The following is a 19,581-nucleotide window of genomic DNA, read 5'->3' on the forward strand; positions in this document are numbered from 1 at the left end:
TGTATCCGGCGTGTATGCGTGGCTCGTTGAATCTCCCTCCTGTCACTCGATGACCAGGGAGAAGCATGCACAGACACTACCGACGACTGCTGGCCGCAGCCGGGGCCGCAGTCGCCGTCACCGTCGCCGCACCACTTGCCTTCGCCGCGCCGCAGAACGGCGCTGCAGGCGGCAAGGGAGACCAGGCCGTCGAGGTGGCGAGCGAGGCCGAACTCGCCGCCACCCGCCCCGCGTTCAAGATGCCGTTCGAATGCGGTCAGGTGTGGCTCGGGAGCAACTGGAACGGGCACAGCCCCGCCCACTCCATCGACTGGAACCACTACGACAGCAACGGCAACCCGGACGACCGCGGGCGCCGCGTCTTCGCCAGCGCCGGCGGCACGGTGCTGGAGTCCCACTATTCCACCACCACCGGCTACGGGAACACCATCGTGATCGGCCACGGAAACGGCTGGCAGACCCGCTACGCACACCTCAAGACCCGTGCGGTGCAGAAGGGCGCCCAGATCAAGGTCGGCCAGAAGATCGGCCAGGTCGGTGCCACTTCCGCGAAGTACACGCTCTCACCCCACCTGCACTACGAGCAGATCCACAACGGCCGCACGGTGGTCGCTGTCGTTCAGGGCGTCACCTGGCACGACTTCACCAAGCGGAACCAGACCAGCAACAACCGGTGCGGCTGACGCCCGGATCTGTGTACGCCGGGGAGGGAGAAGGCGGCGGTGCTTCTCCCGTCCTCCGGCGGGTGGTTGCCGTCCTCCGGTTGCCGGTTGCCGTGCGGTCTCGTGCCGGGCGGCGGCCGGCTCTCCCGTCGTTGAGGCGAGGGGCAGGGCGCTCCAACTCCGGTCGCACGCGTGCCGTTTCCGCCTGTGGCGGTTGAACGTGCGTCAGGCGCGGGCGAGTTGATCTGTCGTCCGGGTGGCTTCTGCGGCGGGTCTGTCCAACTTCCACGGCGCACGGGAGAGTTCGGCGCGCGTGCGGTGTCGGATTCAGCGGCTCGGGGCTGCGTGTGTCCCGGCTGGGTGGATCAGTCCGGGGGTGGTGGGGAGTGGTGGAGGGCTTGGAGTTTGGCGTCCACCAGTTCGGCCTGGTCACGTACGTCCAGGCGGCGCCAGGTGGACAGTGAACGGTGGAAGTACTGCCACGCCGTCTGCTTCCGGCCGGTCCGGTGGTGCAGCTCGCCGAGGAGGCACGCCACTCGCGCCTCGGCTCGGCGGTCGCCCAGTTGGCGCTGCACCGCGAGTGCGCCGAGCAGCAGGGCGGACGCCTCGCCGGCGTTTCCCTGGCGCAGGCACAGCTCCCCGACGCTCTGCTGTACGTAGGCGGCGCAGTGTGTGTCCGCCAGTTCGTCGAAGATGCGCAGTGCTCGTTCCAACTCGGCCCGGGCGGCTGCCGGTTCGCCGCGCAGCTCGTGCATGACCGCGATTCTCCGCCGGACCTGGGCCTCGCGGTGCCGGTCGCCCAGCCGACTGGAGAGCCGCAGCGCCCCCTCCAGCCAGTGCGCCGCGACGCGTGCGTCCCGTCGCTCCAGCCAGACCGAGGCGATGGCGTTCCTCGCGACGGCCTCGCCGTGTGCGTCGTCCGCCTCGCCGAAGGTCTGCAGCGCCTCTTCGAAGGTGCTCAGTGCCGCGTCCAGGTCGTCCTTCACCCGTTGCACCGACCCGACGCCCAGTGCGGCGATCGCTTCGCCCGAGCGGTGGCCGAGGGCCGTGAACAGCTCCCGGGACTGCTCGAACGATGCCAGGGCCTCGGCGTACCGGTCCTGGTAGAGGTGCAGTTGGCCCAGGTTGCGCAGGAGTGCTGCGGCTCGGGCGTCGGAGTGTTCGGGCATCGCCTCCAGCACCAGTCGGTGTGTCCGGAGCCAGTCGTCGTAGTACCCGCGCATGTCGAAGAACCCGGCCAGCTCGATCGCCAGATCGGCGGCCCGGAAGACCTCGCCGAGCCCGACGGCCGCGTCGACGGCCGACACCAGGACGCGGCGTTCGCTCTCGAACCACTCCACCGGCCGGGCACGCACCGCCGGGACCATCCGTGCCGCCGGGCCCGGCACCGGCGTCGGCTCGCCCAGTACGCCGAGGAAGCGGATCGGCATGGCCGCGTTCGCCCAGCGGGCCAGACCGGTCAGGGCGTCGACCACCCGCAGCCGGCGTTCGGCGCGCGCCGCCCTGCCGTCGGCGTCGGCCAACTCCCGGGCGTAGCAGCACAGCAGGTCGTGCATGCGGTAGCGCTGGAGGCCGAACCGGTCGGTGCCCACCAACTCGACCAGGTGCTCGTCCAGCAGGCGCTCCACCACGTTCGGCGCGCCGTCGGCCCGGCCCATCGCCACGCCCGCCATCCAGCCCGCCACATCCTCCCCGGCCAGCTCGCCGAAGCAGCGGAAGGCGTGCGCCACGTCCTCCGGCAGGTTCCGGTAGCTCAGCTCGGCGCCTGCCCGTACCTCCAACTCGCCCGTCTGCAGCTGGTCCAGACGTCCTCGGCGGTCCTGCAGGAAGTCCGCCAGCGCGCCGACCGTCCAGCCGGGACGGTGTGCCAGCCGGGCTCCGGCGATGCGTACGGCCAGGGGCAGCGCGCCGCAGCCGGCCACGACGCGGTCCACGTCCCGTCCCTCCGTGCGCAGCCGCTGCGGGCCGACGAGTGCGGCGAACAGCGCCCGCGCGTCCTCTCTGGTCATCACCTCGAGCGGGGTGTGGTGCGCCGGCAGGCCCGGCAGCCGGCGGCGCGAGGTCACCAGCACCGCCGAACCGCCCGTACCCGGCAGCAGCGGCCTCACCTGGGCCTCTCCCGCCGCGTCGTCGAGAACGATCAGGAACCGCCGCTGCGCCAGTCGGGAACGGAACAGTGCCGCCCGCTCGCCGGTCTTCACGGGGATGGCACTGTCGATGACGCCCAGTCCGCGCAGCATCTCCGCCAGCACGTCCGACGGTTCACGGGGTCGATCGCTCATCCCGCCGAGGTCCACGAACAGCTGGCCGTCGGGGAACGCCTCCCGCACGCGGTGCGCCACCCGCACCGCCAGGGTCGACTTCCCCGCGCCCGGGGCCCCGGAGACCACCACGGCCACGGGTTCGCGGCCCGCGGCGGCCAGGAGCCCCTCCAGTACGTCGATCTCCGACTGTCGGCCGGTGAAGTCCGGTATCTGCATGGGGAGTTGGCAGACGGGTTCGGTCCGCTTGGCGCGGCGGGCGGCGGCGTAGCCGTGCACCTGCTCGCCGACGGTGCGCAGCGGCGCGCTCGGTTCCACTCCGAGCTCCGCGGCCAGCACCTGTTCCGCCTGCCGGTAGGTCGACCGCGCCTCCGTGGTGCGGCCCGCGTCGTGCAGGGCCTGCACCAGCATCCGCCAGAGGTCCTCGCGCAGCGGGTTCTCGGTCAGTCGCGAACGGAGTTCGGCGACCAGCGGCACGTAGTCGCCCATGCGCATCCGCAGGTCCAGGCACTCGTCCGCCGCGGCCGACCGCAGCGCCTCGATCCGGGTGACCGTCGGATCCCACACGACGCTCGACGGCACGTTCTGCAGCATGCTGCCGCGCCAGAGGCCGAGCGCCGACTCGTAGCCGCGCAGCGCCTCGTTCGCCCGGCCCTGCTCCCGTTCCGCACGGGCCTGCTCCAGTCGCTGCACGAACAGCAGCATGTCGAGATCGGCCGGTTCGACACCGAGCGTGTACCCGGCGGACTCGGTTCGCAGCTCGCAGGGAACGCCTGCGGCGACCAGTACGCGCCGCAGTCCGCGCACGTACGTACGGACGTTGGCGACCGCCGAACGCGGTGCGCCGCCCGGCCACAGCACCTCCGTCAGCAGGTCCAGCGACACGAAGCCGCCGGGCTGAAGCAACAGGGTGGCGAGGACCGCGCGGGGCTTCGGCCCGCCGATGTGCACGGAGGCGCCCGCCGTGCACACCCGCAGCGGGCCCAACAGTCCGAACGTCGGCTCCCCCATCTGCCCCCGCCTCCGCGAGAATCCGAAACTGGCGGGCAGAGTACCGGAGGCGGAGACGAGCGAACAGTGGCCCTGTCCGCGGCACTCGGGGAGGACGGTCGGCGAACGGGCTTGGTGGGCGGGCGAGTTGGGGCCGAGCGAGCGGCCCGGAAGCGGCCGGCACGAGTACGGGGCCGGGGTCCGTGCGGGGGCCGACGTCCGTACGGGGCCGACGTCCGTGCGGGTCTTCCGGCGGGGTACGGCGCTCGGCGGCGTGGGCGCTCAGCTCGCGGGCGCTCAACTCGGTTGGCCTGCAGGGCTGTTGGCCGGGGCGGGGGTGGCGCGGGCGAACGGTCGGGCGCCGTCGGGCGCGGGCCGACGCGCGGGCGGGCGGTGCGCCGGCTCCGGGCCGGTCGAGGGACGCGGTGGGAGGACACGTGTGGGAGGACACGTGTGGGAGGACACGTGTGAGGGGCCGCGTTCGAGCGCTCGGCGGCGAACGCGGCCCCTCGGTGCTGCTGCTCCGTGCCGCAGCTCCGTGCTCCTGCTCGGCGTTACTTGCTGACGGCGAAGCGCATCAGGGCGGGCTCGTCGCCCTGCTTGACCTTGCCCGTCGTGTTGATCACCTGGAGCTTCCAGGCGTTGCCCACGCGTTCGGCCTTCGCCACGGCGCAGGCGTTGTCCTCGGTGAGCATGCTGGGCCAGATGTCGGCGACCTGGTCGACGCTGCCGCCGGTCGCGTCGTAGACCTTGAAGCTGATGTTGCGCGCCTTCTGGAAGGAACTGCCCTTCTTGTAGGCGGCGGCGACGAAGACGATCGAGCTGATGTGCGCCGGGATGCCCGCGAACTCGACCGTGACGGTCTCGTCGTCGCCGTCGCCGTGGCCGCTCTGGTTGTCGCCGCTGTGGACCAGGGAACCGTTGCCCATCGGGTCGAGGGAGTCGAGGCCCGCCATGCGCACCGGATCGCCGTTGTGCATCGCGATGGCGATCAGGTCGAGGTCGGTGCCCTTCTTCTGCCGGAGCTTGCCCAGAACTCCGCCGCTGGCGCCGGCGGTGGGGTCCCAGGAAACACCGATGGAGAGGTGGGTCACCCCGTCCAGGTCAGCCGGGCCGGTTTCCTTGGTGAGCGTAAGCATGCGTGGTCATCCTCTTGGTGGACGGAACTGCGATGGTCAATTGTCCCGCAAATCCCGGGCAGTTGGCGTGGGGGCCCGCATCGGTGACCGGCGGGCGCCGGACGACCGTCGGCGCCGCGGTGACGGGAGGGTGCCGGGGCGGGGGTACGGGCGGGGCGGCCGGTGTCCTCGCGCGTACGGGCAGCGGGTTGCGTCACGGGGCGCGTGCGCGGGGCGGGTCGCGCAGTGCGTGCGCGGGCCGGGAAGCGGGGGCGCGGGGGTGGGCGGGGTGCCACTCGTTCGGAGTACCCAGGGTGTGAGGCCGCAGGAGGGCTGGAAGCGTACGTCTCCCCCGAGATCCGCGGGAGTGCACGTGCACGGGAAGGACCGCCCATGACCACTGCCAGACCCCTGAACCCGTCGGTCGAGACTCCCGACGGACCGAGACGGAGCACGACCGGGCCGCTTGTCGCGGTGCTGGTGGTGGCGGTCTGCCTGACGATCGGGCTCTCGTTCGCGTGGCTGGTTCTGCGGGCGGTCGGAGCGGACCCCGATTCCCCGGCGGGCACCGGTTGGGGGAACGTGCTCGGCTTCGCACCGGCCGCCGCGCTGCTCGGGCTGTGGGTGGTGCGCCGGGAGCAACGCCCTTTCTCCGCACTGGGGTTGAGAGGCCCGGGCCGGGTGCGCAGGCTGCTGCTCGGGGTGGGCACGGCGATCGTCGGGCTGATCGTGCTGAACATCGTGGCGGGCGCCGTCGCGAGCGGCTCCGAGCAGGAGGGCGGCGGCGCTCTCGCCCTGCCCCAGGCGCTGCTTCTGCTCGTCACCTTCGCCGTGCAGGCACCCACCGAGGAGTTGCTGTTCCGCGGCTTCCTGCTGCCGGTGCTGTGTCGCAGGTGGGGGATGGCGGCGGGCGTACTGCTCACTTCCGCGCTGTTCGGGCTGGCGCATCTGATCAATCCGGCCGCGCCGCCCGTGTACGCCCTGCTCACCTTCCTGCTGGGCCTGGCGCTGGCGATGTGGACCTTGGCGGACGGCAACCTGTGGCGGGCGTGCGCCTTCCACACCGTGTGGAACTGGGCGCCCACCGCCTTCGGCGGGGGCGGCGACGGCAACGCCTCCGGTCTCGACGCCGCGACGGTGACGTCGGTGGCGTGCGTCCTCGCGCTGCTCGCGGCCTGCGCGCTGTGGAGCCTGCGACGCAGCCTCCGGCGGGGGTAGCCGCAGGACCGGCGGCGATGAGCGGCGCCGCCGGTCCGCCGTCGTGTCCGTGGGACGCCGTGTCCGTGGGTCTCGGGGGCGCGGGGCTCAGAGGCGCGGAACCCCGCCGCCGGTCCGCCGTCGTGTCCGCACTTCGCACGCCACAGCCGAAACGTCGAAAGGTGTCCGGTGATCGCGACGCTGGTCTTCGCACCGTCCGTACTGCTCTCCGCCGCGTTCGCGTACAGCGTGCGCCGCGACCGCCGGATGTTCCGCAACGCGGTGCTGCTGGGGCTGACGGCGGTCAGCACCACCGTGGCAGTGCTGGTCACGAAACCGGCGTACGCGGAAGTCGTGGTGGTGCTGTGCTTCCTGGTGGCGGTTCTCGGCGGACTGCTGCTCGCGGCGTTCCTCGTGGCGAACGGCGTGACCATGGTCCGCAAGGAGGGCCACCGGCCGGCGAACCTGCTCTCGCTGGCCCTGGGGATCTCCGTCGTCACCGTGCTGCTCTTTCTGCTGCTCTTCCTCGACAACACGAACAAGCTGGTCGAGTTGGTGCTCGGTGTCGTCGTGCTGCTGAGCGCGTACGTCTTCTTCCTCTTCGCCTGCTTCCTCGGCTACGCCTTCCTGTACGGGCGCAACCGGGTCCGGGGCGATGTGGACTTCGTGGTGGTGCTGGGCTCGGGGCTGATCGGCGGTGAGCGGGTACCGCCGCTGCTGGCCTCCCGGCTGCGACGGGGCCTGGAGGTCCACGACCGGCAGATCGAGCGCGGCGGACGGGCGCCGGTGCTGCTGACCTCGGGCGGCCAGGGGGCGGACGAGCTGCTGCCGGAGAGCAGCGCCATGGCGCGCTGGCTGGTGGCCAACGGCGCTCCGGCCGCGCACGTGCGGGAGGAGGGCCGGTCGCGTACGACGGACGAGAACCTGCGCTTCAGCCGGGCGCTGATGGAGACGGACGACCCCGGCTACGTCTGTGTGGTCGTCACCAACAACTTCCACGCGTTCCGGGCCGCCATGACCGCGCGTGCTGCCGGGGTGAACGGCCAGGTCCTGGGCTCGCCGACGGCCCGCTACTACTGGCCGAGCGCGACCATCCGCGAGTTCGCGGCGGTTCTGTGGGAGCACCGCGTCATCAATCTGAACATCGCGGTCCTGCTCACCGCGCTCGCCCTGGTGCTCACCGGATCGTAGCGAGCACCGGGCGGCGCGGACGCTGAGGTGTGCGCGGACGCGGGCGTGGACGCGGGCGCAGGCGCTGACGTGTGCGCGGGCGCGGGGTGTCCGCCGGCGGTGTCGTTGTCGGGGCGGGCGTAATCGGGACGGTGCCGGGACCGGGGTCAGGACGGTGCCGGAATCGGGAACGGGCCGGGACCGGGACCGGGCCGGGCTCAGTCGGGGCGGGCGGGCCCGGGCCGGACGGGGCTGACGCCGGGGTGGACCGGGTCGGGGTCGGGGTGGATGGGGTCCTTGCCGCCGGTGAGGGGGGTGCCGCTGCCGCCGCGGCGGGTGGCGACGATCTCCGCAGCGATGGACAGGGCGGTCTCCTCCGGGGTGCGTGCGCCGAGGTCGAGGCCGATGGGCGAGCGCAGCCGGGCGAGTTCGTCCTCGGTGAGCCCGGCGTCGCGCAGTCTGCGGTCGCGGTCGGCGTGGGTGCGGCGCGAGCCCATCGCACCGACGAAGGCGACCGGCATTCGCAGCGCCTCCACGAGCAGCGGCACGTCGAACTTGGCGTCGTGGGTCAGCACGCAGAGCACGGTGCGGGCGTCGGTCCCGGTGCGGCGCAGATAGTGGTGCGGCCAGTCGACGACGACCTCGTCCGCCTCGGGGAAGCGGGCCGGGGTGGCGAACACGGGGCGCGCGTCGCACACCGTCACGCGGTAGCCGAGGAACCGGCCGGCCCGCACCAGGGCGGAGGCGAAGTCCACCGCGCCGAAGACGATCATGCGGGGCGGCGGCGTCCGCGTCTCCACCAGCAGGGTGAGGCCGCCGGGGCAGTGCGAGCCGTCCTCGGACAGCTCGACCGCGGCGGTGCGGCCCGCGTCCAGCAGCGCCCGTGCCTGCCCGGCCGCCGCACGGTCCAGCTGCGGGGCGCCGCCGAGGGTGCCGGCGGCGGCGCCGTCGGGTGCCAACGTCAGCGCCCGCCCCAGCAGTTCGGCCGGGCCGCGCACCACCCGGGCGAGGGCGACCGGGTCGCCCTGCCCGGCCGCCGACCACGCCGCGGCCAGCACCTCCCGCTGCGGTGCCCTGGCGGGCACCGGCGTGATCAGCACGTCGAGCACGCCGCCGCAGGTGAGGCCGACGGCGAAGGCGTCCTCGTCGCTGTAGCCGAAGGTCTCGACGACGCTCTCGCCGCTCTCCATCGCCGCCAGGCACAGCTCGTACACGGCGCCCTCCACGCAGCCGCCGGAGACCGAGCCGACGACGGTGCCGTCCCGGTCCACGGCGAGGGCGGCGCCCGGGCCGCGCGGCGCGCTGCCGCTGACGGAGACCACCGTCGCGACGGCGAACTCGCGCCCCTGCGCCGCCCATCCGGCCAGCTCCGCCGCGAGGTCAAGCACCGGTGGAACCCGCCCCTCCCGCCAGCACGCGGTCCGGCCGGACGGGCAGCGCCCGCTGCCGCACGCCGGTCGCGTGCCAGACGGCGTTGGCCACGGCCGCGGCGGCGCCGACGGTGCCGATCTCGCCGATTCCCTTGATGCCGACCGGGTCCTCGGGGTCGGGGTCGTCGATCCAGTGCGCCTCGACCCGCGGGACGTCCGCGTTCGCCGCGACGTGGTAGCCGGCGAGGTCGGGGCTGTAGTGGCCGCCGGTGCGCGTGTCCCGCACCGCTTCCTCGTGCAGCGCCATCGAGATGCCCCAGGTCATGCCGCCGACCAGCTGGTTGCGGGCGGTGAGCGGGTTGACGATCTGGCCGGCGGCGAAGACGCCGAGCATCCGCCGGACGCGGACCTCGCCGGTGTCCGGGTCGACCGCGACCTCGGCGAACTGGGCGCCGAAGGAGTGCCGTTCGCGGTGCCCGAGGGCCTTGATGGCCTCGGTGGTGTCGGAGCGGACGGTGACGCCCTGCGGCGGGATGTCGGCGCCGAGCGCCAGCCGCTCGCGCAGGTCGCGGGCGGCCAGACCGACGGCCCAGGCCCAGGAGCGGGTGCCGGTCGAACCGCCGGCGATACCGGCCGGGCCGAGGTCGCTGTCGCCCAGGCGCACCCGTACGTGCTCGGTGTCGGTCCCCAACTCGTCGGCGGCGACGAGGGTGAGCGCCGTACGGGCTCCGGTGCCGATGTCGGAGGCGTTGACGTGCACGGTGTACGTGCCGTCGGCGTGGGCGGTGATGGCGGCGGTGGTGGGCATCGCGCCGGCGGAGAAGGAGGCGCAGGCGACACCGGTGCCGATCAGCCACCGCCCCTCGCGCGTCGCCCCGGGGCGGGGCGTGCGCTGCTCCCAGCCGAACCTGCGGGCGCCCTCGCGCAGACAGCCGACCAGCCTGCGCGCGGTGAACGGCTTGCCCGAACCGGGCGCCACCTGCGTGTCGTTGCGCACCCGCAGCTCCACGGGGTCGACGCCGCAGCGCTCGGCCAGCTCGTCCATCGCCGACTCCAGTGCGAACGAGCCGGGGGCCTCGCCGGGGGCGCGCATCGCGGTGGGGCTGGGGACGTTCAGCCGTACGAGCCGGTGCGCGGTGCGGTGGGCCTGCGCGTCGTACATCGTGCGGGCCGGCAGGGCGGCGGGCTCCACCCACTCGTATCCGGCGGCGGTCTGGTTCAGCGACTCGTGGTCGAGGGCGAGCAGCCTGCCCTCGGCGTCCGCCCCGAGCCGGACGCGCTGGGCGGTGGGTGCCCGGTGGCCGGCGAGGCTGAACGTCTGCCGACGGGTCATCACCACCCGCACGGGGCGCTGGAGTTGGGTGGTGGCCATCACGGCCGCCACCTGGTGGGCGCGGCAGCCCTTGCTGCCGAAACCGCCGCCGACGTGCTCGGAGCGGACCCGGATCGCGGACAGGTCGAGGGAGAAGAGCTTCGCCAGCTCACTGGCGACCCACACCGTGCCCTGGTTGGAGTCGACGATCTCCAGGCGGCCGCCGTCCCAGCGGGCGGTGGCGGCGTGCGGCTCCATCGCGCTGTGGTGCATCTCGGCGGTCTCGTACAGCTCGTCGACCACGAAGGCGGAGGCGGCCAGGGCGGCCGACTGGTCGCCCCGCTCCGAGACCGGCGGGCCGACGATGGTGCTGCCGGGCAGGTACGCGTCGGGGTGCTCGGGACGGAAGGCGGTGTCGTGCGGCTCCTCCCGGTAGGTCACCTCCAGCGACGCGGCGGCCTCGGCCGCCTGCTCCGGGGTCTCGGCGACGACGAGCGCCACCGGCCACCCCTTGGTGGGCACCCGGTCGTGCTGGAAGACCGCGGTGGTCGGGTCGGGGGCGCCGAGGAAGCCGACGTAATCGGTCTCGATCCGCGGGGCGTTCCCGTGGTGGAGGACGGCGAGCACGCCCGGCATCCGCAGCGCGCCGGCCTCGTCGACGGAGACGATCCGTCCGTGGGCGACCGTGGAGAGCACCAGCGTTCCGTGGGCGAGGTCGGCGAACGGGATCTCGCCTGCGTACCGGGCGGTGCCGGTGACCTTCTCGTATCCCTCGACACGCGTGTGCGCGGTGCCGACGGCCCGCCGGGCGGTGGCGGACTCGGTGCCGGTCGGGGCGGTGGCGGACTCGGTGCCGGTCGGGGTGGTGGTCATCGGGTCTCTCCTCCGGCAGGTGGTCCGTCGGCTGGGTCTGCGGTCGTCCCCCCGGCCGGGTCGGCCGCGGCGTCGGCGGCGGGGCCCCGGGTGGCGGCGTCGGCGGCGAGCTCGGAGAGGACGGCCACGGTGAGGTTGCGCAGCAGCGTCACCTTCCAGGCGTTGTGCGCCAGCGGCCGGGCGGCGGCGAGCTCGGCGTCCGCGGCGGCGGCGAAGGTCGCGGCGTCGGCCGGCGCTCCCAGCAGCACCTCCTCGGCGGCACGGGCGCGCCAGGGGCGGGAGGCGACGGCGCCCCAGGCCAGCCGTACGTCGGCGACGGTGCCCTCCCGCACTTCGAGCGCCGCGGTCAGCGAGCCCAACGCGAAGGCGTACGAGGCGCGTTCGCGCACCTTGCGGTAGCGGGAGTGCGCGGCCACCGGGGCGGGCGGCAGCGTGACGGCGGTGATAAGCGCGCCGGGCGGCAGCGCGGTCTCCAGATGCGGGGTGTCGCCGACCGGCAGATAGAAGTCGGCCAGCGGCAGTTCGCCGGTGCCCGTCGCCGTCTCGTACTCGACCACCGCGTCGAAGGCGGCGAGTGCGACGCCCATGTCGGAGGGGTGGACGGAGACGCAGTGGTCGGTGGCGTCCAGGATGGCGTGGTTGTGGTGCTCGCCCTCCACGGCCGGGCATCCGCTGCCCGGCGCCCGCTTGTTGCACGGGCCGCTGACGTCGGCGAAGTAGCCGCAGCGGGTGCGCTGGAGCAGGTTCCCGCCGACGGTGGCCATGTTGCGCAACTGGCCCGAGGCGCCCGCCAGTACGGCCTGGGCGAGCGCGGGCCAGCGCCGGCGGATCTCCGGATGCGCGGCGAGGTCGCTGTTGGTGACGGTCGCGCCGATGCGCACCGCGCCGCTCGCGGACAACTCGATCCGGTCCAGCGGGAGGGCGCGCACATCGACCAGTTGTGCGGGGCGCTCCACGCCGGTCTTCATCAGATCGACGAGGTTGGTGCCGCCGCCGAGGAAGCGTGCCTCGGGGTCGGCGTCCAGCAGGGCCACTGCTCCGGCGACGTCGGAGGCACGGCGGTACCCGAACTCCCTCATACGGCGGCCTCCTCGGTGCTCGCTGCGGCGCCGCGCTCGTCCGCGGCACGCTCGTCCGCGGCGCGGGCGACGGCCTCGACGATGGAGACATAGGCCCCGCACCGGCACAGGTTGCCGCTCATCCGCTCACGGATCTCCTCCGGAGTGAGCGACGACGCGCCCGACTCGGGGCGTATGTCGTCGGTCGCGGCGCTGGGCCAGCCGGCCGCGTGCTCCTCGATCACGGCGATCGCAGAGCAGATCTGCCCGGGGGTGCAGTACCCGCACTGGTAGCCGTCGAGGTCGAGGAAGGCCTGCTGCACCGGGTGGAGCGCCCCGTCCTCCCGGGCGAGCCCCTCCACGGTGGTGATCTTCCGCCCCTCGGCGGCCACCGCGAACTGCAGGCAGGCGACGGTGCGTCGCCCGTCCACGAGCACGGTGCAGGCGCCGCACTGCCCGTGGTCGCAGCCCTTCTTGCTGCCGGTCAGGTCGAGACGCTCGCGCAGCGCGTCGAGCAGGGTGGTGCGGTGGTCGACGGAGAGCGCGTGCTCTTCGCCGTTGACGTCCAGCGTGATCTCGCTCGATGTCGAAGTCTGCAAGGTTCTGCCTTTCTTCGCCACGACGTCGTCGGCCGCCGCCTGGCGACGGCGGCGGAGCGCGACGAGGACGGGACAAGGTGGGCGAGCGACCGGTGGCTGTTGAATCGGTCTGATCTTCCAGCAGAACACGGGCCGTGGTGAAACACCGTCGATATCAAGCCGCCGCCGACAGCCCGGGGCTGCGCTCCGCGGCCCGCAGCCCGGACCGTCGTCCGGGCCACCACCTGGTCAACCGGCCCTCGACGGCGGCCGATCGGCGGCCGCGCGCGAGTCCGGAGCGGATGCCGTGCGCACGGCCGGAACTCGTCGCCGTACCCGCCCGGAAGCGGCTCGAACACAGCACGAGACACCGCACAAGCACGGCGCAGAACACCGCACGGGCACGGCGCAGAGAACCGGACGGGACACCGCACGCGCACAGCACGGGACGCGGCGCGCGGACCCGTCGTGCGCACGACGCCGGACCGTGCACATCCGCCGCGGCGCCCGCCCGCGCGTCCGCCGTCCGCCCGACGGCCGGTGCGTGACGCGGGTCACTTTCCGGATCGCGGACGAGCCGCTCCCGATCGGGCGGCGGCCCGTAGGCTGCCGACTGCAGCTGGTTCGCCCTGCCCGCCAGGCAGGAGCGTCGCAAGAGGGAACCCGGTGGGAATCCGGGACTGCCCCGCAGCGGTGAGCGGGAACGACCGCCGTCAAGTGCACTGGATCCGGGAAGGGTCCGGGAAGCGACGGCCACTAGGAGTCCTGAGTGTTTTCGGGACGTGCCCGCGAGTCCGAAGACCTGCCACTGCCCGCGCGTGAACGATCGCGTGCGGATTCCCGGTGACCTCGAGGGCGGGTCGGCGTACACATCGGCAGGACCGGCGCACGCGTTCGCGGCGCCCCCGGTCGCCGCTGTGTCCACCTTCGCGTTCTCGTCCCGTCCCGGGATCTCAGGGATTCATCTCGCGAAGGAGATCTCCGTGACATCGAAGTCCGCAGCCGCGGCAGCACGGGCCACCGTGTACGGCTACCCCCGTCAGGGCCAGAACCGGGAACTCAAGAAGGCGATCGAGGGTTACTGGAAGGGCAGGGTCACCGCCGACGCCCTCCGGGAGACCGCCGGCGAACTGCGCCGCACCCACTGGACGCAGCTGGCCGAGGCCGGCGTCACCGAAGTCCCCACCGGCGACTTCTCGTACTACGACCACGTGCTCGACACCTCCGTGATGGTGGGGGCGGTCCCGGACCGCCACCGCGCGGCCGTCGAGGCGGACGCCCTGGACGGGTACTTCGCCATGGCGCGCGGCACCCAGCAGGTCGCTCCGCTGGAGATGACCAAGTGGTTCGACACCAACTACCACTATCTGGTCCCCGAGTTGGGCCCGGACACCGTCTTCGCCGCCGACTCGGCCAAGCAGGTCGGCGAGTTGAAGGAGGCGCTCGGCCTCGGGCTCGCCCCGCGGCCCGTGCTCGTCGGCCCCGTCACGTACCTGCTCCTCGCCAAGCCGGCGCCCGGAGTGGCCGCCGACTTCGACCCGCTGACGCTGCTCGACCGGCTGCTGCCGGTGTACGCGGAGGTGCTGGCCGATCTGCGGGCCGCCGGCGCCGAGTGGGTTCAGCTGGACGAGCCGGCCCTGGTGCAGGACCGCACTCCGGCCGAGCTGAACGCGGCTGCCCGCGCCCACCGGGACCTGGGCGCGCTGACCGACCGCCCGAAGCTGCTGGTCGCCTCCTACTTCGACCGGCTCGGCGACGCGCTCCCCGTGCTGGCCAAGGCACCGGTCGAGGGTCTGGCGCTGGACTTCACCGAGGCCGCCGCCGCCAACCTGGAGGACCTCGCCGCGGTCGGCGGGCTGCCGGGCAAGCGGCTGGTCGCCGGCGTGGTCAACGGCCGCAACATCTGGGCGAACGACCTCACCGCGTCCCTGTCCACGCTCGGCACCCTGCTGGGCCTGGCCGACCGCGTGGACGTCGCCGCGTCCTGCTCGCTGCTGCACGTCCCCCTGGACACGGCGGCCGAACGGGACATCGAGCCGCAGATCCTGCGCTGGCTGGCGTTCGCGAAGCAGAAGACCCGCGAGATCGTCACCCTCGCCAAGGGCCTCTCGCTGGGAACCGACACCATCGCCGCCGAACTCGCGGCGAACCGGGCCGACCTCGCCTCGCGCGAGAGCTCGCCCATCACCCGGGACCCGGCCGTGCGCGCACGGGCCGCCGCGGTCACCGAGGCCGACACACGTCGCGCCCAGGCGTACGGCGAACGGGCCGGCGCGCAGCGCGCCCACCTCGGACTGCCGCTGCTGCCGTCGACGACCATCGGCTCGTTCCCGCAGACCTCGGAGCTGCGCACGGCACGCGCCGACCTGCGCGCCGGCCGCATCGACGTCGCCGGGTACGAGGAGCGGATCAGCACCGAGATCCGGGACGTCGTCGCCTTCCAGGAGAAGGCGGGGATCGACGTGCTGGTGCACGGCGAACCCGAACGCAACGACATGGTGCAGTACTTCGCCGAGCAGCTGAACGGATATCTGGCCACCCAGCACGGCTGGGTGCAGTCCTACGGCACCCGGTACGTCCGTCCGCCGATTCTGGCCGGCGACATCTCCCGTCCGGAGCCGATGACGGTGCGCTGGACGTCCTACGCCCAGTCGCTGACCGAGCGTCCGGTCAAGGGCATGCTCACCGGCCCCGTCACCATGCTGGCCTGGTCCTTCGTACGCGACGACCAGCCGCTCGGCGACACCGCCCGCCAGGTCGCGCTCGCCCTGCGCGACGAGGTGGACGACCTGGAGGCGGCCGGCACTTCGGTGATCCAGGTGGACGAGCCCGCGCTGCGCGAGACCCTGCCGCTGCGGGCCGCCGACCACCCGGCCTATCTGGACTGGGCGACCGAGTCCTTCCGGATCACCACCGCCGGCGTACGCCCGGACACCCAGATCCACACGCACATGTGCTACGCGGAGTTCGGCGACATCGTGCAGGCCATCGACGACCTCGACGCGGACGTCATCAGCCTGGAGGCCGCACGTTCGCACATGCAGGTCGCCAGGGAACTGGCCGCCCACGGGTACCCGCGCGAGGCCGGGCCCGGTGTCTACGACATCCACTCCCCACGGGTGCCGAGCACCGAGGAGGCGGCCGAACTCCTGCGCACCGGCCTCCGGGCCATCCCCGCCGAACGGCTCTGGGTCAACCCGGACTGCGGTCTGAAGACCCGCGGTTGGCCGGAGACGCGTGCGTCGCTGGAGAACCTGGTCGCCGCGGCGCGCATCGTCCGCGGCGAGCTCTCCGGCTAGCCGTCCTTCAACCGTGCGGGGCACGGGCGCAGTTCGACGCCCGCGCCCCGCACGGGTGCGCGGGCGGTGGGCCGTCGGGCCCGGGGGCGGATTGCGATGGCGGGCGGGGTGACGGGGGGGGTGTTCAAGTGGCGTGCTGCGAGAGCGAGTTGACGGGCTGCCCGCCAAGTACGGGCGGATCTGAGCCGGTTGGCGGACCGACGAACAAGTCCGCGTGTCCAAAGCCCGGTTGGCCGGTCGACGGGCAAGTCCGCGTGTTCCCGGGCAGGTTGGTGCGTGACGAGCGCGTCGGTGCCGTGCGCTCGCGTCGAGCGGCGGGCCTCGTGCGCACGGGCCCCGGGAGGGCCGCCCGGCTAGGCTCGTGGCGCCGGACCGACGAGGGGGCGCCGGGATGAGAGACACGGACGGTACCAACGACACGAGCGGGACCGCCGAACGCGAACGCGGGGCTGCCGAGGGCGATCGCGGGACTCCTGCCGAACGCGAGCGCGGGACCGCTGCCGGAGGTGCGGGCGGGGTGCGTCCGCGGGGGCGGCGTACGGGCCGGGGCGTGGCGGCGCTGTGGGCCGGGCTGGGGGTGGTGCTGCTGCTCGTCGGTGGCGGCGTGATCGCTGTCGGCACCGGGGCTCCGGGGCTTCGTACGCAGACGTTCGTGCGCATCTCCTGCAACGAGACGGACGTCGCCAAGGGCGGGAGCGTGTGGCACTGCCACGGGATGACCCGCGCGCAGGACGAGGCTGCCGATGAGGAGCAACGCCGGGCCCTGCACGACGCGTTGAGCGCTCACCGGCCGGACAGCACGTTCCACCAGCCCCGCGAGCGCACCCGTCCCACCCGCATCTCCTTCGTCGACCACGACGGCCGCGAGGACCCCACCGAGGTGCGTGCGACCGGGGTGGGTTCACGGTGGATCGCCCACGCTCCGGGCGTGGTGGGTACGGGCACGGTGCTGCTGCTCGCCGGCGCCGGCGCGACGGCGGCGGCGGTCCTGCGACTGCGCCGCGGCCGTACCGCGCCCCTCAACCGGACGGGCTGAAGCTCCCCCTCCTCCTCGCAGCGCCGCTGGACGGCGAGCCCCGCGCGGGCAGGGCCCCCGTCCGCCTGCGGTCTCGCGGGCGGTTGCGGCCCGGCGCCGGTCGGGGCGAAGCGGGTTCGGGAGGGGTCCCGAGCCGGTGCGTCCACAATCCGCGGCATGCTGAAGAAGACCGAAGCACAGGTACGTCTGGTGGCCGGGGCGGTCGCCGGCGAGACGGTGATGCGATACGCCGACGCGCTCGCGAGGTCTCCGTTCGCGAGGGACACGATGCGGGAGACGGCCACGTCGACCGCCACCGAGGTCGCCCGGACGATCGCCGACGAACGGATCGCGCACGCCGAGGAGATCGTCTCGGCCGCCGCCTCCGCCGCGGAGCGGACCGCGTCCGACACCTCCCGCAGGGTCGCCGAGGAGACCGTCGTCGATCTGGTGGCGGCGGCCGGTGCGAGGACGCTGGAGGATTCGCGCGACTCCGTGGCACGGATGCTCGGCGAGGCCCGCGAGGAGTGGGCCGCGGTCGAGAAGCGGGCCCGCGAGGAGTGGGACGGGGCCCGGGAGCGGGCCCGGGCGCAGTGGGAGGACACAGCGGCCCTGGCCCGCGAGGAGTGGGGTGCGGTCGAGAAGCGGGTGCGCGGGGAGTGGGCGGAGGCGGGCGCGCGGGCGCGCGCGGAGTGGCAGGAGGAGCGGCGTGCGGCCGGGCTCTTCGCGAGGGAGGAGGCGGTACGGGTGGTCGCCGAGACCGTCGCGCGAACGGTGCCTCCGGTCACGGAGGTCCGGATCGGCCAGGCGGAGCCGGTGCGGATCGCGGGCGCGACCCACGAGGTGCTGCCGGACGTGCTGCTGGCGCTGGGCGCGGGGTGCCAGGTGCTGCTGGTGGGTCCCGCCGGGACGGGCAAGTCGATGATGGCCAGACAGGCCGCGGAGGCGTTCGACCAGGAGTTCCACGCTCTCTCGCTCGGGCCGACCACGCCGATGAGCAAGGTCTTCGGCTACTACGACGCGCACGGCGCGTATCACGGGACGCCGTTCCGCAGGGCGTTCGAGCACGGCGGCCTGATGCTGCTGGACGAGCTGGACAGTGGGCACCCCGGCCTGCTCGCGGAACTCAACCAGGCGCTCTCCATTCGTTGTTGCGCCTTCGCCGACGGAATGGTGGAGGCCCATCCCGACTTCCGCCTCGTCGCCACGGCCAACACCTACGGCACCGGGGGCGACCGCCAGTACGTCGGCCGCCAGGCGCTGGACGCGGCCACGCTCGACCGGTTCGTCGTCGTCGACGTGCCGGTGGACGAGGAGTTGGAGGAGCGGATCGCCCTCGCGCACGCTCCGTCCTGCGAGGAGGAGGCGCTGGAACTGCTCGAAGAGGTGCGCAGGCTGCGGGAGTTGGCCGCCGCGAAGCGGTTGCCGGTGATGTTCTCGCCGCGCGCCGGCATCGACGGGGCCAAGCTGCTCGAGGCGGGCGCGAGCCCGGAGCAGGCGATGCGCTGGCGCGTCGTGCGCGGGATGTCCGCGGCCCACCGGACCGCGCTCGGTCTGGCCGAGGACGCGGACGTGCCGGAGGAGGCGGAGTACGCGTGAGCCGCCTGCGGGGAGAGGGAAGCCGGAGCAAGCAGGCGCCGCAGTACGGGAGTTGGGACGACGCCGACGCGGTCGGGGCGATCGGGGACGAGGCGTGGTTGGACGCGGACGAGGCGATCGGGGACGAGGCGTGGTTGGACGCGGACGAGGCGGACGCGGACGAGGCGTGGTTGGACGCGGACACGGTGCACCGGCTGACGCCGATGTGGTCCTGGCAGGAGTTCGTGGACCGGGCGCGCGCCTTCGACTCGATCGCCGACGGTGCGGGTCGGAGTGCGGGGTCCGAGGAGTGGGCGGGAGCGTCGTGGGAGGAGGCGATGCGGCTGGCGCAGGACGGCTGGACGACCGTGCTGCCCGAGGTCGCCGCCGAAGTCGCCGAACTGCGCGGCCGAGTGGGCGAGAAGACGCTGTCCACCGTGCCGGTGCCGGTGTGGGACGTGACCGGCAGCGAGGTGGACGTCGGCGCGTACCTCAGTGGCACGCCCGAGTGCATGGTCGACTCCGTCCCGCAGCAGCTGTCGACCAGCGGGCGGGTGGTCAGCTTCCTGGTGCCGGCCGCGTACTCCAGCACCACCCCGCGGGCGGCGGTGCACAACCGCGGCGTCGCTCTCGCCGCGCTCTGCTCCTCGATCCTGGCGACCGGGCACAGCGTCGAGATCTGGTCCGGCTACGGCGCGTACGTGGGCCCGGAGAGCCGGTACGCCGGTGTCGCACGGGTGGTGTCGGCGGCCGAACCGCTGGACATCGGACGGCTGATCTTCGTGATGGCGCATCCGGCGATGCTCCGCCGCCTGTGGTTCGGCGTGTGGGACAGCGAACCGGCGCCGGTCGCCGGCCGGATGTGCGACAACGCGTACGGGGCGGGCCCGTTCGGTCTCGTCGCACGGGACCTGCCGGAAGCCGTCACCCGGCCGTACGTCCTGCCGCACCTCTCCCATCTGGACCACGGGTGGAGCGATCCGGACACGGCGCTGCGCTGGTGCCGGGAGATGTTCACCGGGCTGGGTCTGCTGCGCAACGACCTTCCGCCGCACGGGAGTTGAGGCTCCGGGCGGGCCGGCAGGGCCGCGGTCCGGTGT

Annotated in this window: 11 protein-coding genes, 2 pseudogenes and 1 riboswitch; of the genes and pseudogenes, 7 read left to right on the forward strand and 6 right to left on the reverse strand. The window is 73.5% G+C overall.

Annotated elements, in window-relative coordinates:
• Positions 1-65 precede the first annotated feature (65 nt).
• Entirely contained in the window at positions 66-683 is a 618-nt protein-coding gene (locus MTQ01_RS00110) for a M23 family metallopeptidase (protein ID WP_247486232.1), read from the forward strand.
• A 344-nt stretch (positions 684-1,027) separates the two neighbouring features.
• Here MTQ01_RS00110 and MTQ01_RS24760 read toward each other — a convergent pair whose 3' ends face one another.
• Both MTQ01_RS24760 and MTQ01_RS00125 read right to left on the reverse strand, forming a co-directional pair.
• Complete coding sequence (locus MTQ01_RS24760; RefSeq protein ID WP_282613111.1) at positions 1,028-3,934, reverse strand: BTAD domain-containing putative transcriptional regulator; 2,907 nt, start codon at positions 3,932-3,934, stop codon at positions 1,028-1,030.
• Positions 3,935-4,467: 533 nt separating this feature from the next.
• Complete coding sequence (locus MTQ01_RS00125) at positions 4,468-5,052, reverse strand: TerD family protein (protein ID WP_247486233.1); 585 nt, start codon at positions 5,050-5,052, stop codon at positions 4,468-4,470.
• A 372-nt stretch (positions 5,053-5,424) separates the two neighbouring features.
• Here MTQ01_RS00125 and MTQ01_RS00130 point away from each other — a divergent pair, with 372 nt between their 5' ends.
• Both MTQ01_RS00130 and MTQ01_RS00135 read left to right on the forward strand, forming a co-directional pair.
• Positions 5,425-6,249, forward strand: coding sequence for a CPBP family intramembrane glutamic endopeptidase (locus MTQ01_RS00130; protein ID WP_247486234.1), 825 nt, complete (start codon positions 5,425-5,427; stop codon positions 6,247-6,249).
• Positions 6,250-6,420: 171 nt separating this feature from the next.
• Complete coding sequence (locus MTQ01_RS00135; protein WP_374207624.1) at positions 6,421-7,419, forward strand: YdcF family protein; 999 nt, start codon at positions 6,421-6,423, stop codon at positions 7,417-7,419.
• A 197-nt stretch (positions 7,420-7,616) separates the two neighbouring features.
• Here MTQ01_RS00135 and MTQ01_RS00140 read toward each other — a convergent pair whose 3' ends face one another.
• The 4 genes and pseudogenes from MTQ01_RS00140 to MTQ01_RS00155 all read right to left on the reverse strand — a co-directional run bounded on the left by MTQ01_RS00140 (position 7,617) and on the right by MTQ01_RS00155 (position 12,610).
• Positions 7,617-8,786 (reverse strand): XdhC/CoxI family protein, encoded by a 1,170-nt coding sequence (locus MTQ01_RS00140; RefSeq protein ID WP_247486236.1) that lies wholly within the window; start codon positions 8,784-8,786, stop codon positions 7,617-7,619.
• A complete protein-coding gene (locus tag MTQ01_RS00145; RefSeq protein WP_247486237.1) occupies positions 8,779-10,953 on the reverse strand; it encodes a xanthine dehydrogenase family protein molybdopterin-binding subunit in 2,175 nt (724 codons plus the stop codon). The genes MTQ01_RS00140 and MTQ01_RS00145 overlap by 8 nt, the downstream gene beginning before the upstream one ends.
• A gap of 92 nt (positions 10,954-11,045) precedes the next feature.
• Positions 11,046-12,032 (reverse strand): annotated as a pseudogene (locus MTQ01_RS00150) (xanthine dehydrogenase family protein subunit M); the annotation flags it as partial.
• A complete protein-coding gene (locus tag MTQ01_RS00155; RefSeq protein ID WP_247486238.1) occupies positions 12,029-12,610 on the reverse strand; it encodes a (2Fe-2S)-binding protein in 582 nt (193 codons plus the stop codon). The gene MTQ01_RS00155 and the pseudogene MTQ01_RS00150, both read right to left, overlap by 4 nt.
• Positions 12,611-13,192: 582 nt before the next feature.
• Positions 13,193-13,414, forward strand: a riboswitch (cobalamin riboswitch).
• A 158-nt stretch (positions 13,415-13,572) separates the two neighbouring features.
• Here MTQ01_RS00155 and metE point away from each other — a divergent pair.
• The 4 genes and pseudogenes from metE (at position 13,573) to MTQ01_RS00175 (ending at position 19,545) form a co-directional block, all read left to right on the forward strand.
• The gene (gene metE / locus MTQ01_RS00160) at positions 13,573-15,888 is read left to right on the forward strand and encodes a 5-methyltetrahydropteroyltriglutamate--homocysteine S-methyltransferase (RefSeq protein ID WP_247486239.1); all 2,316 of its coding nucleotides are present in this window, start codon (positions 13,573-13,575) and stop codon (positions 15,886-15,888) included.
• A gap of 391 nt (positions 15,889-16,279) precedes the next feature.
• Positions 16,280-16,924, forward strand: coding sequence for a hypothetical protein (locus MTQ01_RS00165; RefSeq protein WP_247486240.1), 645 nt, complete (start codon positions 16,280-16,282; stop codon positions 16,922-16,924).
• 483 nt (positions 16,925-17,407) lie between these two features.
• Positions 17,408-18,178, forward strand: a pseudogene (locus MTQ01_RS25195) (AAA family ATPase); the annotation flags it as partial.
• A gap of 320 nt (positions 18,179-18,498) precedes the next feature.
• Complete coding sequence (locus tag MTQ01_RS00175; protein ID WP_247486242.1) at positions 18,499-19,545, forward strand: hypothetical protein; 1,047 nt, start codon at positions 18,499-18,501, stop codon at positions 19,543-19,545.
• Positions 19,546-19,581: the final 36 nt, after the last annotated feature.

This window comes from Streptomyces sp. XM4193 (assembly GCF_023072595.1).
Classification (GTDB): Bacteria; Actinomycetota; Actinomycetes; order Streptomycetales; family Streptomycetaceae; genus Streptomyces.